This is a genomic window from Nodosilinea sp. AN01ver1 (genome assembly GCF_050565655.1).
Taxonomy (GTDB): domain Bacteria; phylum Cyanobacteriota; class Cyanobacteriia; order Phormidesmidales; family Phormidesmidaceae; genus Nodosilinea.
Window position 1 is genome coordinate 1 of the sequence record NZ_JBNXVS010000017.1, and the last position, 14,170, is coordinate 14,170.

8 protein-coding genes are annotated in these 14,170 nt (G+C 61.3%); 6 read left to right on the forward strand and 2 right to left on the reverse strand.

What is annotated here, in order from left to right; genetic code table 11:
• The first annotated feature begins 289 nt into the window (after positions 1-289).
• Entirely contained in the window at positions 290-3,955 is a 3,666-nt protein-coding gene (locus ACQ4N7_RS14420; RefSeq protein WP_430712203.1) for a CAAX protease, read from the forward strand.
• A gap of 33 nt (positions 3,956-3,988) precedes the next feature.
• Here the strand turns inward: ACQ4N7_RS14420 and ACQ4N7_RS14425 are convergent, their stop codons facing one another.
• Positions 3,989-4,342 carry a resolvase gene (locus tag ACQ4N7_RS14425; RefSeq protein ID WP_430712292.1) on the reverse strand — a complete coding sequence of 118 codons (354 nt, stop codon included), beginning with the start codon at positions 4,340-4,342 and terminating at the stop codon, positions 3,989-3,991.
• A 437-nt stretch (positions 4,343-4,779) separates the two neighbouring features.
• Here ACQ4N7_RS14425 and smc point away from each other — a divergent pair, with 437 nt between their 5' ends.
• The 5 genes from smc (at position 4,780) to ACQ4N7_RS14450 (ending at position 13,161) form a co-directional block, all read left to right on the forward strand.
• Positions 4,780-8,496, forward strand: coding sequence for a chromosome segregation protein SMC (smc, locus tag ACQ4N7_RS14430; RefSeq protein WP_430712204.1), 3,717 nt, complete (start codon positions 4,780-4,782; stop codon positions 8,494-8,496).
• Between the two features lie 164 nt (positions 8,497-8,660).
• Complete coding sequence (locus tag ACQ4N7_RS14435; protein ID WP_430712205.1) at positions 8,661-9,263, forward strand: hypothetical protein; 603 nt, start codon at positions 8,661-8,663, stop codon at positions 9,261-9,263.
• Positions 9,264-9,367: 104 nt separating this feature from the next.
• Positions 9,368-10,741 carry a flotillin family protein gene (locus ACQ4N7_RS14440; protein WP_430712206.1) on the forward strand — a complete coding sequence of 458 codons (1,374 nt, stop codon included), beginning with the start codon at positions 9,368-9,370 and terminating at the stop codon, positions 10,739-10,741.
• Positions 10,738-12,030: a flotillin family protein gene (locus ACQ4N7_RS14445; RefSeq protein WP_430712207.1), complete on the forward strand. Its 1,293-nt coding sequence runs from the start codon at positions 10,738-10,740 to the stop codon at positions 12,028-12,030. The genes ACQ4N7_RS14440 and ACQ4N7_RS14445 overlap by 4 nt, the downstream gene beginning before the upstream one ends.
• 207 nt (positions 12,031-12,237) lie before the next feature.
• Positions 12,238-13,161 carry a PRC-barrel domain-containing protein gene (locus ACQ4N7_RS14450; RefSeq protein ID WP_430712208.1) on the forward strand — a complete coding sequence of 308 codons (924 nt, stop codon included), beginning with the start codon at positions 12,238-12,240 and terminating at the stop codon, positions 13,159-13,161.
• A gap of 12 nt (positions 13,162-13,173) precedes the next feature.
• Here the strand turns inward: ACQ4N7_RS14450 and ACQ4N7_RS14455 are convergent, their stop codons facing one another.
• On the reverse strand, positions 13,174-14,166 hold the full coding sequence (locus ACQ4N7_RS14455; protein ID WP_430712209.1) for a pentapeptide repeat-containing protein: 993 nt from the start codon (positions 14,164-14,166) through the stop codon (positions 13,174-13,176).
• Between the last annotated feature and the right edge of the window lie 4 nt (positions 14,167-14,170).

Below are 14,170 nucleotides of genomic sequence, written 5' to 3' on the forward strand. Positions count from 1 at the left end.
TGTCCTTGAGGCTCGCTGCCGCACCTTGCTGTCAATGCAATCCGAGATTAAAGCCTTGACCAACTATCACTGGTGGCCCGCATGAAGAGCCCGATCCTTTCGGGGGTATGTTATCCGGATTTAGTATTATTCACGCAGCGCATAGCCTGAAGCATCTCAGCCGCGGAACCCGCCTCAGAACCAGCGCCGGTTGCGTAATTGCTGTTCAAAATCCTTCATTTAACCTAACAGAGGCCGTTTTGGCTCTACCCTTAGAGTAAAATCCCCCCATACCATTGAGGCTGGGCCAATGCTCGATCGCTTTTGGGAAGTGCTGGGGTACGTCTTTGCCCTCAACGAGCAAGCCTTTCGCATTGCCACCACGATCCCCAATGGGCAGGGGCTGGCGCTGGTGCTGGTGCTACTGGCGGGGCTGTCCCAGGGCATTGGTCAAAGCATCATTTTGTTTATCAACCAGGTGCGGCCCGCCCGGTTTGCCCTCAGCCTGAGCATCAATGCGGTGCTGTTTGCTTTTGGCTTTTTGGCCCTGGTGCTGGGCACCTGGCTAGTCACCCTACTGCCCTGGACACGAAGCATCCCCTTTGGCTATCTGGTAACGGTGCTGGGGGCGGCCTACGCGCCGCTGCTGTTTGCGTTTTTGGGGGCGCTGCCCTACCTGGGGATGCCCATTCTCAATCTGCTGGCGGTGTGGCACCTGCTGGCCATGGTGGTGGGGGTAGCGGCGATCGCAAACCTGGGCATCAGCAACGCCTTTGGCTATGTGGCCCTGGGCTGGGTAGTGCTCCAGGTGCTGCAAAACACCGTTGGTCAGCCCATCGCCAACCTGGGCAAGCGGATTGCCAGCCGGGCTGCTGGAGTCGAGTTGATGACCAACCGCCGCGACCTGGTCGAGTCGTACCGCGCCAACCTGGCCGAAACCTCCACCCGCTGGCAGGAGGAGTTTAACCAGCGCATGGCCGCGTTTAACCAGGGCAGCGTCATGGCCGCCGTGACGGGGGAACCAAACGCTCTAGCGATGGCCGGGGCCGGGGCAGCGACCGCAGGCGAATCGACCGTCGCTGTCAATGCTGGCCCCAATGCCGAACGCCTGGGCCACAGCCTGAAGCCGCTGCTGGGCTTGGTTGCGATCGCGCTGCTGACAGCGATCGTGCTGACCCTGCTGCGGCCCCTGCGCCAGTGGTGGTTTGGCTGGTTGGCGGGTCTGCCTGCCCCGATGCAGCTGATGCTGAACCTGATCTGGATTGGCCTGGTGGCCCTGGTGGTGGCCGGGCTGCTGGCCCCGCTCGAAACCCTAGGCTGGTGGGCCGGCTGGTACGAAGACGAGATCAACACCACCGTCAACGCCGGCAATCTGGCCGACCCCGTGGCCGACCCCAGCCAGATCAGCCGCTACGTGGTCTACCTCGACGGCATTGGCATCTCCAGCTTTGAGTACCTGCCCGACATCGAAGAATTTCTCGACACCCTGGCTCCTACCCTGCCCGAAAATGTGGCGCTGATTCGTGGCATTATGCCCTACTCGGTGATGAACGCACCCCTCGACCAGGACCGGCCCCTGTCGTTTTTGTGGCGCTACGCCGACCGGCTGCGCTTTGCCAACCCCATGAGCCTGCTGGGTCTGCTGGTCAATATTCGCAACGTGCTGATCGTGGGGGTGTCTGCCGACAAGCGCTACGGCCCGCTCTACAACCAGGGCATTGCCCAGGTGGTGTTCAATGGGCTGGTCAAGAACGGCTACCCGGTGGGCAGCGGCATTCCCGTCACCCTGGTGGGCTACAGCGGCGGCGGGCAGATGTCCTGCGCCAGTGCCCCTTACCTGAAGCGGGCGCTGGGGGCTCCCATCGACGTGATCTCTTTGGGCGGGGTGATCAGCGCCAACATCAACCTGCTTAAGCTCGAGCACCTCTACCACCTGGTGGGCGACAAGGACGTGGTCGAAAAGCTCGGCCCCAAAATTTTTCCGGGGCGTTGGAAACTGTTTCCGCTGTCCTACTGGAACCGGGCCAAGCGGCGGGGCAAGGTTTCGTTCGTTTCGCTGGGGCCGGTGGGGCACCAGGTGCCGGGGGGCATTCTCGACCCCAAGCTGATCTTGCCCGACGGTCGCAGTGCGCTGGGGCAAACCATCGACACCATCAACGCCATTCTGCGGGGCGACATGCTGGAGACGGGGCTACAGCGCCGCAGCCAGGCCAACAACTACGACATTTTTTGCGCCAATCCTCTGGTGCAGTACCAGAGCTACCCCCTCGACCAGCAGCCCGATGCCGATCGTTATGTGCCGATTAGCGACTGGATTGGGCGGCTAATTCTGCCCGCTAAGGACAGGCGATTTGGCGGTGTCTTCTACGAAATCCACCACGCGCCGAGCGATCATCACCGGCTGGTGGGCCAGGTGGTAAAGCTGCGCTGGTCGAACAATCCCCTCACCCAAAAACTGGTGCAGGCGGTCACCCACGACGTGCACTTTAGCGCCGATGCCGAATACGCCAGCCGCTTTGGCGGCGTGATTAACCCGGTGCGGCTCAACCACTGGCTGCGGGTCGATCCACTGGAATCGCTGGCCGGGTCGCTGCCTGAGGACGACATGATTGTGGTGGTAGAAACGCCCCAGGTCATGCTGGATAGAGACGGGGTGACGCTGTTTATTGATGCCCAGCCTATGGAGGTGACCGGGCGCTACTACGGCCTGGTGCAGTTTATTGAGCCCGTTGTGGGTACCGATCAGTGGCGAGTGCGGCACTTCGATCGCGGCAGCCGGGCCTTTGCTGGCCCCGAGGAGATGGTGAGTCTGCCCCCGGTCGCCAGGATGGAGGTTTACGGCAGCAACCCGTCTACCACCAAGGGAATTGAGACCTCGCCCTACAACGAGTCGGGCTGGTACATCTACGGCGCGCCGGATGCCAGCGGTACCTTTGTGGTGCAGTCGCTTGGCCCCCGTGCCCTGTTTCGCCTGCAGCCCCAGCGGGTGGTGCTTGGTGGTGCGAAAGCGGCCTACCGCTACATTCGCAAGGAAGCGTGGGCCGATGTAGTGGCCCAGAAGGGCAAGATCGGCTCAGTGCTCTGTACCGCCCAAGACAATGGCCGTCCGGAGGCCATCGCAGCGGCTATCGACGACTGGCAGGTGGGCGATCGCGCCCTCATTCTGCATACCTACGGCGGCATCGGCGGCGAGCAGAAAGAACCTGCGGCCTTTAGCCCCATTTTCTTTGGCCACTTTGCCTACGGTCGGGCTGAGGTGGTGCACGATCGATTGGCTGACGAGCGCCGGTTTGAGATTCGTTACTACCAGGTCTACGCCCACAACATCGACGGGCTGATTGCGGGCACCCTGCACTGGTCGCGGTACCAGGGCGATCGCCAGCGGGGCTGGCTGGGCACCCGCCCCACCTGCGACATTCTGGTCAAGCTCGATGCCTTTAGCCGCTACTACTACTTTGACGACGAGCGCAGGTCGCCCCTCACCCGCATGGAGGCCCACCTGCAGGCCATGACCGCCCGCTACCGCATTGGCGACGGCACGGGGGGCACCTTTGTCGGCCCCTCCAACAACTGCTCCCAGGACTCCAACCAGGCGCTATTTGCCAGCCTGCAAAGCATCGGCACTAGTCTCTACCGCCACGCCGACGCCCTGATCGATCAACACCCCGACCAGGCCGAGCCCCTGCACCAGCTCGCCCTCTTTAACAAAGACCTCAAAGATACGCTTCAGCCCCTGGGCGGCCTGCGCCCCGCCTGGGAGAAGAACGAGTTTAACCTGGGCAGCTCCATCGAAGACGAGCCGATTCGCAACTTAATTATGGGCCTGGGCAGCTGGCGCACGGTGTTTCCCCGCAAGGCCAGCGACGTGGTGGTGCACAAGTTTCTCAAGTACGGCGCGTCGGCCTGGGTGCTGCGCACGAGCCAGGTGGGCGGGCACGACCCAGCCATTGAGCCGATCGCGCCAATGACGTTCTAGCCCAGATAGCTTGAGCGGCAGCGACGTAGGGCTCTAATCGCCCGTTAGCCGGTTCAGATAGCGCTCAATCAGCAAAATGGCCACAATATCGTCAATCGGGCGAGAAATTTTGCGTAGCGACTGCGGTATCAGCCCCCCCAGCCCCGATGGCGGATACATCTGCCAGTAGCGATCGCGCGCCTCCAGCGTCGTATACCGTTCATCGACCAGCATGATGCGTGGCGGGTCGGGAAGCTGGCTGAGCGTATCTTTCCAGCCCTGAGACGCGGTTTGGTCGCCCAGCACAATCATCGAAATCGGAAATCGCTGGCGCAGCGCCGTAATCTCGTCCAGCACGGCCTCGGCGGCGATTACCTGCTGGTAGCGCAGCATGCGGTCTAGCCCCATAATGGCGAGGCCACACTTCTGCCGTCCGGGGTCAAAGCCCAAAATCACCGGTTGAGACAGGGGTGGCGGAGTAGGCTGGCTCACGGGGTTTGGGGGTAGACTGTCTCCTTCATTGTGCCACCCTGATCCGATTTGCTCAGAAAATTGCGGTTCCAGCGATGCAAGGGGCAAACTAATGGGGGTTTTGCACTAAACTTAGTCGGCAGCACCACAAGATGGCGCTATGGATCCTAAAGGCTGTTGTCAACAAATAACTGATGGCCCAAGCATCAGCGGTTACGGCCTTTAACCCGCCCTGGTTTGTTCTGAGAAGTCGGGCGCAGCCGCGCTGATGGGCTCAGGATCGTGGCCAAAATCGATGACACGCCCAGAATTAGGGTGGCCAAAAGAAAAGCTCTATAGTACACTTGTTTCAAGCCCGAGGTTAACGCTGGCCAGTGCACATTAAGCGCGTCGAGTTGTCCCATTTTAAGTCGTTTGGGGGTACGACCCAGGTTCCACTGCTGCCTGGGTTTACGGTTATTTCTGGCCCTAACGGCTCGGGCAAGTCAAATATTCTCGATGCGCTGCTGTTTGGACTGGGCCTGGCCAGCTCTAAGGGCATGCGGGCCGATCGCCTGCCCGACCTGGTCAACCAGAGCCAGATGAGTCGGCGCGCAACCTCTGAGGCCAGTGTCACGGTTACCTTTGACCTCAGCGATGTGCCCGCCGAACTGCTGATGGAGGGCGTCGACGATGGGGCGAGCGATTCAAACGGCAGCGGTAGCTCGACCAACGGCAACGGCAGTAACAGTCACGGCGAGAACGGCAACGGCAGCAACGGCCATTCCCCGACGCTGGATATCTCGACCGCTGAAGATTCTGGTGCGAACCTGGTTCCCCTACCCGTGGGGCGCGAGTGGAGCGTGACCCGCAGGCTGCGGGTGACCAGCCAGGGCACCTACACATCGAACTACTACATCAACGGCGAACCCTGTACGCTCAACCAGCTCCACGAGCAGCTGCAGCGGTTTCACGTTTACCCCGAAGGCTACAACGTGGTGCTGCAGGGGGATGTCACCAGCATTATTTCGATGAACTCCCGCGAGCGGCGAGAGATTATTGACGAGCTGGCCGGAGTGGCGGCCTTCGATCGCAAGATTGACCAGGCCCGGGGCAAGCTAGAGGCCGTGCGCGACCACGAGGAGCGCTTTCGCATTGTGGAGCGCGAGCTGCAGGCCCAGCTAGAGCGCCTGGCCCAAGATCGGCAAAAAGCCGAAAAGTATCAGCGCCTCAAAGAAACCTTTCAGGCCAAGAGCCAGTGGGAGGCGGTGCTGCTGTGGCAGAGCCAGCAGCGAGCGATCGCGGCCCTGGAGCAGACCATCGAGCAGGGCGAGGCCAAGTCCACTGCGCTGGCAACGACTATTGCCCAGGGGCAGGGAGCGATCGCCACGTTAGAAGCCGAACTGGCCACCCTTAACGCCCGCATTCGAGCTATGGGCGAAGACGAGCACCTGGCCCTCCAGGCTCAGGTCGCCACCCACGAAGCCGAGCTGCGCCAGCTTCAGCGCCAGGAGCAGGAAAACCGCGCCGCCACCAACCAGGCCGCCGCCCAGCGCCGCGACACCGAAATTGCCCGCCAGCAGCAGCAGCGCGACCTGGAGCAGGTGGGTCAGGCGATCGCATCCCTGACCACTGGCGAACTGGTCGCCCTCAGCGCCGCCAAAGATCGGGTGCAGCAGGCCCTGGAAGAGCGCCGCCAGGCCACCCTGGCGATCGCCTCCGCTTCCCAGACCAGTATTCAGCAGCAGAGCCAGATGCGCCAGGCGATCGAAACCCTGCGCCGCGAGCTTGAGCCCCAGCGCACCGAGCAGATTCGCCTCCAGGAGCGGCTGCGTCAGCTAGAGCAGCAGATTGAGGCGCTTCACGAGCAGAGCAGCACCCTGGGAGATAGTCCTGCTGCCGCTGAGGATGCTAGCCTCGCCCAGCGGCTGGCGGCAGCGGAGCAGGCTATTCAAGACACCGCCGCCAAAATTGCCGCCGCCGAAGCCGAGCTGTCGGTGCAGCGCGATACCCAAACCCGCCTGCAAAAAGAGCAGCGCGACAAGCAGCGCGATCTCGACAAGCTAGAGGCCCAAACCCAGGCCATGCAGGAGAGCCAGGGCACCCACGCCACCCGGCTGCTGCTGGAGAGCGGCATGGCGGGCATCAGCGGCCTGGTCGCTCAGCTGGGCAGGGTCGACCCCAAGTACCAGCTGGCCCTTGAAATCGCCGCCGGAGCGCGACTGGGCTACCTGGTGGTCGAAGACGACCGGGTGGCGGCCCAGGGCATTCAGTTCCTCAAGCAGCGCAAGGCCGGGCGGGCCACCTTCCTGCCGCTGAACAAAATTCGCGCCCCCCGCTTTACCCCAGTGCCTGACTGGAAGCGCCCCGACGGGTTTTTAGACTACGCTGTCAATTTAATCGACTGCGAGCCGCGCTATCGCGATATTTTTGGCTACACCTTCGGCAGCACCGTGGTGTTCGACACGCTGCAGTCGGCCCGGCAGTACCTGGGCGACTACCGCATCGTCACCCTGGAGGGCGAGATTCTCGAAACCAGCGGGGCGATGACCGGGGGCAACGTGTCGTCGCGCTCCGGCAGCCTGCACTTTGGCACCGTCGAACCCGCCGAATCTAGCGAAGCCCAGGCTCTGCGCCAGCGGCTGAGCGACATCGAGGTGATGCTGGAGCGCTGCGATCGCGACCTCAGCGCCACCGCCGCCGCTCTGCAAACCCTCACCCAGTCGCTGATGGCCCAGCGCCAGCAGTACCGCGAGCTACAGCTGGCGGGCGAGCAGCAGCAGGCCCAGCAGCAGCAGCAGGCCCAGCAGCGAGCTACCCTCGCCACCCAGCTCAGCCAGCACCAGCAGGAGCTGGCCAGCACCCAGACCCGCCTGCAAGAGCTGGCCGAGTTGCTACCCACCCAGGAGGCTGAAATCGCCCGTCAGCAGCAGGCCCTCAGCGAGCTAGAGCAGTCGGCGGCCCACAGCGAGTGGCAGCAGGCCCAGGCGGCGGTGGGGCAGCTCGAAGCTCAGCTCAGCGATCGCCAGCAGGAACTCCAGGCCGCCGAACGCCATCTGCAAGATCTGCACACCCAGCGCCAGCAGCTCGATCTCGCCCTCAACCAGGCCCAGCAAACGCTGACGACCCTGGCCCAGCAGCAGGGCGATCGCGATGGTCAGCTCACCCAGATCCAGCAGCAGCAGACCGCACTCAACGGCGAAATTGCCCAGCTGCGCCAGCAGATGGCGGCTCTCGACCAAACCCTCGCCACCGAAAAAGCCGCCCGCGACGAGCTGGAGCAGCGCCTGCGGGCCCAGCGCACCCAGACCCAGCAACAGGAGTGGGAGCGCCAAAAGCTGATCGAAACCCAGCAGGAGCGTCGTCAGCAGCTCGCCGAGGCCCAGGAATTGCTGGCTACCCAGGCGGCAGAGCTGCCCGACCCGCTGCCCGAGATTCCGCCCGAGACCGATTTAGAGGAGCTGCGCAAAGAGCTGCGATCGCTCCAGCGCCGCATGGAAGCGATGGAACCCGTCAACATGCTGGCCCTCGAAGAGTACAACCGCACCGAAGAGCGGCTGGGCGAACTCACCCACAAGCTCACCACCCTCGAAGAAGAGCGCACCGAGCTGCTGCTGCGCATCGAAACCTTTACTACCCTGCGCCGCCAGGCGTTCACCGAAGCCTACAACGCCGTCAACGAAAACTTTCAGGCCATCTTTGCCGAACTCTCCGACGGCGACGGCCATCTTCAGCTCGAAGACCCCGAGGACCCCTTCAACGGCGGCCTCAACCTGGTGGCCCACCCCAAGGGCAAGCCCGTGCGGCGACTGGCCTCCATGTCGGGGGGCGAGAAATCGCTTACGGCGCTGGGGTTCATCTTTGCCCTGCAGCGCTACCGCCCTTCTCCCTTCTACGCCTTCGACGAGGTTGATATGTTTCTCGACGGGGCCAACGTCGAGCGCCTCTCGCGCATGATTAAGCGCCAGGCCGAGTCGGCCCAGTTTATTGTGGTCAGCCTGCGCCGGCCCATGATCGAGTCGGCCCAGCGCACCATTGGCGTCACCCAGGCGCGCGGAGCCTACACTCAGGTGCTCGGCATCGACCTGCAGGCCCAGAGCGCCACGCTGTAGGCATCGCGTTTGCGCCGGGTGGGCTGCACAGTGCGCCAAATACTCCATCTACCCAAAGCAGGATTTCAATTAAGGACGGTAAAGAAAACGGGCGTGGGTCATGGCGGCGCGAGTACCCTGGCAACGGGAACTAACATCAGACGCCCACGAGGTCTCGTCAAGCCATGCTGGTCTACGGTCTTTGCTTTACAGTCGGCGGCATTTTTGTGCTGCTGGCGGCCGCTGGCGGACTCGATGGAGTCGATTTTGCGGCTGACTTTGATATCGATGCCGAAATGCCCGTCGATGTGGATGATATCGATGTCGGCACCCAGATCGACCAAACGCTGACGGCCCTGCGCAACCGCTGGTGGCTGCCTTTCCTCAGCCTGCGGTTTTGGACCTTTGCCCTCTGCTTTTTTGGCCTTACGGGGCTGCTGCTTACCTGGGTACAGCCCGATTTGGCCAGATGGCTGACCACCCTTTTGGCGCTGATGATGGGGCTGTTTTGTGGGCTGGTAGCGGCCCTGGTGCTGCGATCGCTCGCCCGGCAGCCGGTCAGCAGCCTGATTCGCCCCGACGAGTTGACCGGCCAGATCGCCACGGTAGAAATTCCCTTCGATGCCCACAGCCGGGGCAAAGTGTGTCTGCGCCTGCGCGACTCGACCATAAGCTTCTTCGCTATGACCCAGGAGGAGCGGGAATTTCAGAAAGGAGACTCCGTGCTGGTGGTGGGGTTAGAGCACAACAAGCTGTGGGTAGCGGCGGCGGAAGAGGTAGAGGGATAGGGGTTTGCATTTTGACCTTTGCATTTTGAATTCAAAGGCAAAGTTCAAAATGCAAAATTTTCGACAGGAACGAGATCCATGAGGTCTAAAGGAACGCATTGGGTATGGCGGACGGCATGAACAGAACAGAGCTAGACACGGTGGCGTTGGTGCCGCCCTCTCAGCCAGTGGTTGGGCAGACCGGCGGTCGAGCCTTAGGGGGTGGGGCGATCGCCGTCCTCATCTTTGCTATTTTGATAACGATCTGGGGCGTCAATGCCCTGGTACAAATTTGTGACCCTAACAAAATTTTGATCATCTCGGGCCGCAAGTACCGCCGCCCCGATGGCCAGACCACCGGCTACCGCGTGATCTATGGTGGGCGCACCTTCCGCATTCCCATTCTTGAAACGGTCAAAACTATGGATTTGACCACCATGCCCGTGCCCATTGAGGTCACTAACGCCTACTCCAAGGGGGGTACACCGCTGGATATTCAGGCGATCGCCAATGTTAAAATTGCCCGTGACGAAGCCCTGGTGGGCAATGCGATCGAGCGCTTTTTGGGTCGGGGTGCCGAAGAAATTGCCCGCGTCGCCCGTGAAACTCTGGAGGGCAACCTGCGCGGCGTAGTTGCGACTCTGACGCCAGAGCAGCTCAACGAAGACCGGCTAGAGTTTGCCGAGCGGATCGCTAGCGACGTGCGCAACGACCTGGTCAAGCTTGGGTTACAGCTCGACACCCTAAAAATTCAAAGTGTCTCGGATCAGGTTGACTACCTCAACTCCATCGGGCGTCGCCAGATTGCCAACGTGGTACGCGATGCCGAAATAGCCGAGTCGAACGCCGTGGCCGAAGCCGAACAAATCGAGGCCGACAGCACCCGCCAGGCCGAAGTCGCCCAAACCCAGGCCCGCACCGTCATTCAAGAAAAAGAAAACGAGCTGCGCCGGATTACCGCCGAAGTCGAAAAGCAGGCCCGCATTGAAGAAGAGCGCACCCTGGCCGCCGCCGCCGAGGCCCGCGCCCGCGCCCAGCGAGAGCTACAGGCCATTCGCGCCCACCTGGAACAGGCTCGACTGGAGGTAGAACAGGTGCTGCCCGCCAAGGCTCAGCAGCGCGCCCAAGAGTTCCAGGCTCGCGGCGCTTCCGCCACCCTCGAAGAAAACGCTAAAGCCTCAGCCCAGGCTAGCCAAATGCTAGTCAAAGTGTGGCAAGACACGGGGGTGGATGCCTCCCAAATCTTTCTGGTGCAGCAGCTCGAAATGGTGCTGAAAGAGGCCGGTCAGATTCCTGGCCGCCTTCACCTCGGTCAGGTAAACGTGATCGATAACGGGGACGGCAAGGCGATCGCATCGCTGCTCAACGCCTATCCCGAAATGGTGAAGCAGTTTCTGCGCCAGTCCGAAGAAATTCTTGGCATTCCCCTGGCCGCCAGTCTAGCGACCCCGGTGCCGCCCCAGCCGAACGCCCCTATTCACCCTCTGGAGAAACTATGAGCCTGATTTTTGCTCTGCTGGTGGTCATGTTTGGCGCTACCGGCAGTCTCCTACTGATCATCAAAAACCTCTACTACATCTGCCAGCCCAGTGAAGTGCTGATTTTTGCGGGCGATCGCAGCACGGTCAGCGATGGTCGTCGGGTTGGCTATCGCCTGGTCAAAGGCGGCAGCAGCATTCGCAAACCCCTGCTGGAAAAAACCTTCCGCATGGAGCTCACCAACATGATCATTGAGCTGCGGGTCACCAATGCCTACTCCAAGGGCGGTATTCCTCTCCGCGTCGACGGCGTGGCGAATATCAAAATTGCTGGCGAAGAACCCGCTATTCACAATGCGATCGAGCGGCTGCTGGGCAAAAGTCGCGAAGAAATCGAAAAAATTGCCCGCGAAACCCTGGAGGGCAACCTGCGCGGGGTGCTCGCCACCCTTACCCCCGAACAGGTCAACGAAGACAAATTGGCCTTTGTGCGCAACCTGCTCGACGAAGCCGACGACGATCTGGCCCAGCTCGGCCTGATTCTCGACAACCTGCAAATTCAAAACATCTCCGACGATGTTGGCTACCTCAACTCGATCGGGCGCAAGCAGCGAGCCGACCTGCTGCGCGACGCCCGCATCGCCGAAGCTGAGGCCAAAGCCCAGTCCGCGCTCCAGTCCGCCGAAAACCTGAAGCGCACCTCTCTGCGCCAGATCGAAGCCAAAATTGAAACCACTCGCGCCGATGCCGATCGCCGCCTGCAAAACGCCCTCAGCCAGCGCCAGGCTGCCATCTCCGAAGCCGAGTCTGAAATTGCCGCCGAAGTGGCTCGCACCGAAGCCGAACTCGCTGTTCAGCGCGAACGCCGTAACCAGGTCGAGCAGCAGCTGCAGGCCGATGTCATTGCCCCCGCCGCCGCCGCCTGTCAACAGGCCCAGGCCCAGGCCAAGGGCGACGCCGCCAGCATTGTCGAAGACGGTCGCGCCCGCGCCGAGGGCATTCGCGAACTGGCCACCACCTGGAAAGCTGCTGGCGACCACGCCCGAGAGATCTTTCTGTTTCAAAAGCTAGAGGCGCTGCTGGTCAACCTGGTCGCCACCGTGCCCGACGTGGAGGTAGAAACCATCACCGTGATTGATCCCGGCGGTGGCAGCAGCGCCACCAAGCTGGCCAGCTTTATGGAGCAACTCAAGCAGACCACAGGGTTAGACCTCACCCAGACGGTGCAAACCCTGGGCAAGGGCAGCCTGCCCTCAGCTCCGCTAGCCCCGCCGATGAGCACTCACCCAGATCAAGGATCCGAAAGCTAGCCAGACTGTTATCAAGGCCATCATCCTCCGTAGCGCAGGTCGTCTAGCCTGGTCTGGTAGTTCGGTCTTCCCTCCTGTAGAATTAGACGATTCTAGTTAAGATAACTATTCAGGCTAAAGGGTTCTATCGTCTTTTAGTAAGGCGATTTACTGGCTAGTCCTGGCCTTTTAGCGATCTGTTGTCTCGGTTTACGAGATGGATTAAACATGACCTTAGACAAATATCGTCTTCGCTCCGACTTCTTGGGTACTCAGGTAATTACCCGCAACTCTGGCCAGCGACTGGGAATCGTCAGCCAGGTTTGGGTTGATGTTGACCAGCGAGAAGTCGTGGCCATTGGTCTGCGAGAAAATATTATGTCTGGGCTGGTGTCGAGCACTCAGCAGGTCATGGCCCTGACCAACATTCGCCAGATTGGCGACGTGATTTTAGTGGATGACGAAGCTGCGCTAGACGACGAAATGAGCGTTGCCCCCTACAGCACGTTAGTCAACTGCGAAGTGATTACCGAAACTGGCGAGCCCCTGGGTCGCGTGCGCGGTTTCAAGTTTGACGTCACCAATGGCCGCATCGAAACCATTGTGATCGCTTCCTTTGGGCTACCCCAAATTCCTGACCAGGTGATTAGCACCTACGAACTCTCCATCGACGAAGTGGTCAGCAGCGGCCCCGATCGCCTGATTGTCTTCGAAGGTGCCGAAGAAAAAATGGTGCAGCTCAGCGTTGGCCTGCTAGAGCGCCTGGGCATCGGCAGCGCCCCCTGGGATCGCAACGACGACAGCGAATACATCATGCCGGTATCGACTGCGAACCAGCTGCCCTCTGGGGTACAGGTACCCGCCGAATTTAGCAAAGCTCGACCGGCTGCCGCCGAAGAGCGCTGGAGCGACGACGACTGGGGCGAACCCGAGCGCATCGAAGAGCCGCTTCAGGCGCAGCAGCCCGCCGAGCGCTATCAGGCGGCCACCCTCGACGAGCAGAGCGACTACAAAGCCTACGACGCCGATTTTCAGGACGTTACCGAAGACGTTTGGACTGAAGAAGACGAGGGTCAGCCCTACGAGCCCAAGCCCCTCAACATTCCCCAGAAGAAAAAGGTCACCGAGTACGAAGAAGAGCTGGACTATTAGCCTGGCTCGCTACTACCCGTGAATCGTACCGTCGGGCATGGTCGCTCCAGTCAGAATGACGTTGGTTAGGGTGGTGCTGCTAATTTCGGCCCGCTCTAGAATTGCTTCGCTGAGGTTGGCGTCGGTGAGGTCGGCCCGGCCCAGGTAGGTTTCGACCAGCAGGGCTTTAGTCAACACTGAGCGGCGCAGGTTGACCCGAGCCAGGTCAGCCCGGCTAAACCGGGAGTTGGCCAGGTCGCAGTCATCCATTTGGGCCAGGGCCATAACGGCTTCGGTAAAGTCGGCTCCCTTAGCGCTGGTATGGTTGAGGTTGGCCTGGCTGAGGTTGCTGCGCGGAAATCGACAGTGGGTCAGATCGGCGGACTCTAAGCAGCTTTGACTGAGATCAACATCGCTGAGGTTGGCATTGCGCAGCAGTGCCCCCTGTAGGTTAGCGCCCTTCAGGTTGGCATCGCGCAGCACGGCCTCGCTCAGATTAGCCCCGCTGAGGTCAACGTAGGCCAGATCCGCGCCCGACAGGTTAGTGCCTCGCAGGTCGGCGAGGCGCAGCTTGGCTCCCCGCAGGTTGGTTGTGTACTTGCGGTTTTCCTGGCGCAGGTTGGCCCCGCGCAGACAGGCTCCGGTGAGGTTGGCCCCGCTGAGGTCGGCGTTGCGTAGGTCAGCCCCAGTGAGGTTGGCGTCGAGCAGGTCGGCGAGGGTCATATCGGCGCTGCGCAGATCGGCTCCCTGCAGGCTGGCCCCGTGCAGGTCGGCATCGCGCAGCATGGCCGCCGACAGATCGGCCTGATTGAGATTGGCACCGCCCAGGCGCGCCTTCGATAGATTGGCCTGGCGAAACCGTACCCGCGTCAAAAAGGCCAGCATCAGGTTGGCATTCTCAAGATCGGCCTGCACCAGGTTTGCCCCAATTAAATCGGCCCCGGCCAGATCGATGCCAACCAGGGTCTTGCCTTTAAAGTCCATCTCGCCACGGGCATAGGCATCGAGCAGTTCACGGGCATTCATATCG

Excerpts from the sequence above, each read along its gene's own strand:
- ACQ4N7_RS14435 (WP_430712205.1), top strand. The coding sequence starts at position 8,661 with ATGCTGGTCTACGGTCTTTGCTTTACAGTCGGCGGCATTTTTGTGCTG.
- ACQ4N7_RS14455 (WP_430712209.1), bottom strand. The coding sequence starts at position 14,166 with ATGAATGCCCGTGAACTGCTCGATGCCTATGCCCGTGGCGAGATGGAC.
- ACQ4N7_RS14440 (WP_430712206.1), top strand. The coding sequence starts at position 9,368 with ATGGCGGACGGCATGAACAGAACAGAGCTAGACACGGTGGCGTTGGTG.
- ACQ4N7_RS14420 (WP_430712203.1), top strand. The coding sequence starts at position 290 with ATGCTCGATCGCTTTTGGGAAGTGCTGGGGTACGTCTTTGCCCTCAAC.
- ACQ4N7_RS14445 (WP_430712207.1), top strand. The coding sequence starts at position 10,738 with ATGAGCCTGATTTTTGCTCTGCTGGTGGTCATGTTTGGCGCTACCGGC.
- ACQ4N7_RS14425 (WP_430712292.1), bottom strand. The coding sequence starts at position 4,342 with ATGGGGCTAGACCGCATGCTGCGCTACCAGCAGGTAATCGCCGCCGAG.
- ACQ4N7_RS14450 (WP_430712208.1), top strand. The coding sequence starts at position 12,238 with ATGACCTTAGACAAATATCGTCTTCGCTCCGACTTCTTGGGTACTCAG.